The following is a 1,569-nucleotide window of genomic DNA, read 5'->3' as shown; positions in this document are numbered from 1 at the left end:
AATTGGTATACATTTGATTTTTTTATTCCGACGCTGTATAATTTTGTCTATTCCGAAAATGTAAGCGTTTTCAATAAAGGAGAATACTATCATCAAAACTAAATTATTCATTGATATGGACAACACTATCGTTGATACCTTGCCTGTATTAAATGCCGAAAATGATAAGCCGCATCCATATCAGTTTAAAAAACCAGATCAAATTCCTGGCATTTTTCGATATTTACCACCTTTACCTGACGCTATTGATAGCATTTATGTCCTGTCTCAATACTATGATATGTACATTTTATCAACGGCACCTTGGCAAAACCCTAGTGCTTGGGAAGATAAAATTAGTTGGTTAAATGATTTCTTTGGCAATCAGCCAGATAGCCCATTTTATAAAAAAGTTATTCTGACACACCAAAAAAATTTGAATAAAATTGCTGGTGCCATTTTGCTAGATGATCGTCCCTATCATGGTGCGCATGATTGGGATGACCCAAAATCAGATTCATTTTGGTTACAATATGGCCACGATAAAGAATTGGTATGGTCAAAAAATCTGGTTAATTTTTTAATTGAAGTTGCCAAATCCAATCACGACTCAATTCGCGATAAAATTTTTTCAGTTAATAATAATTATCACTATTCACTCCATCAAACAGATCAAACATTTAAAAAAGAAAGTTGGGAATAACTCATGACAATCGTTTCTGGTAAAGCAATCGTTCAAACAGCGCGTCAACAAGGATATGCCGTCGGCGCCTTTAATACAAATAATCTTGAATGGACACAAGCCATTTTGCGTGTTGCACAAGCAAAACAAGCTCCTACCATCATCGCTGCTTCGATGGGTGCCATTAAATATATGGGTGGTTTTGAAACCGTTGCTCATATCGTGCGCGACCTCGACCAATCATTTGGCATTACTGTCCCCATTGCCATTCATCTCGATCATGGTGATTACACTGCCGCTAAAGCTGCCATCAAAGCTGGCTTTACATCAGTTATGTTTGATGGGTCACACTTACCATTAGCAGAAAACTTAGAAAAAACACGTGAGATTGTAGCGTTAGCTCATGAACAAAATATTTCAGTTGAAGCTGAAGTAGGCAGTATTGGCGGCGAAGAAGATGGTATCATCGGCACTGGTGAAATCGCGCCTATTGACGATGCAGTTGCCATGATCCAAACGGAAATAGATTTTATTGCAGCAGGAATTGGTAATATTCATGGTCGCTATCCAAAAGATTGGCAAGGGCTAAACCTCGCTCATCTCAAAGACTTAACGACGACTTTAGACAGTATGACGCACAGTCAGGTACCATTTGTCTTGCATGGTGGTTCTGGTGTCCCAGATGATCAAATTAGAGCAGCTATTAGCATGGGTGTTGCCAAAGTCAATGTGAACACTGAAGCCCAGCTGGCATTCCATCAAGCACTAAGAGACTTTATTTTAACTGATCAAGATTTGATTGGTAAAAATTACGATCCTAGGAAACTATTAGCACCTGGTGTCACGGCCGTGGAAACGAGTTTGGCAGAACGTCTGGCTGTTTTCGGTGCTTCATCACACTAAAAAAA

At 38.9% G+C, this 1,569-nt stretch carries 2 protein-coding genes; both read left to right on the top strand.

Annotation, left to right across the window (positions count from 1 at the left end; all coding sequences use genetic code 11):
• Positions 1-115: 115 nt before the first annotated feature.
• Positions 116-682, top strand: a complete 567-nt coding sequence (locus tag IEU65_RS10220; protein ID WP_031941004.1) for a 5' nucleotidase, NT5C type — start codon at positions 116-118, stop codon at positions 680-682.
• A 3-nt stretch (positions 683-685) separates the two neighbouring features.
• Complete coding sequence (gene fba / locus IEU65_RS10215; RefSeq protein WP_010278660.1) at positions 686-1,564, top strand: class II fructose-1,6-bisphosphate aldolase; 879 nt, start codon at positions 686-688, stop codon at positions 1,562-1,564.
• Positions 1,565-1,569 lie beyond the last annotated feature (5 nt).

It is taken from the genome of Leuconostoc pseudomesenteroides KCTC 3652, from assembly GCF_014634745.1.
Classification (GTDB): Bacteria; Bacillota; Bacilli; order Lactobacillales; family Lactobacillaceae; genus Leuconostoc; species Leuconostoc pseudomesenteroides.
Note: the sequence above shows the minus strand (reverse complement) of the source record. Positions and strands in the feature narration are given on the sequence as shown.

Bases quoted from the DNA above. Each gene is read 5' to 3' on its own strand.
- IEU65_RS10220 (WP_031941004.1), top strand. From the start codon at position 116: ATGGACAACACTATCGTTGATACCTTGCCTGTATTAAATGCCGAAAAT.
- fba (WP_010278660.1), top strand. From the start codon at position 686: ATGACAATCGTTTCTGGTAAAGCAATCGTTCAAACAGCGCGTCAACAA.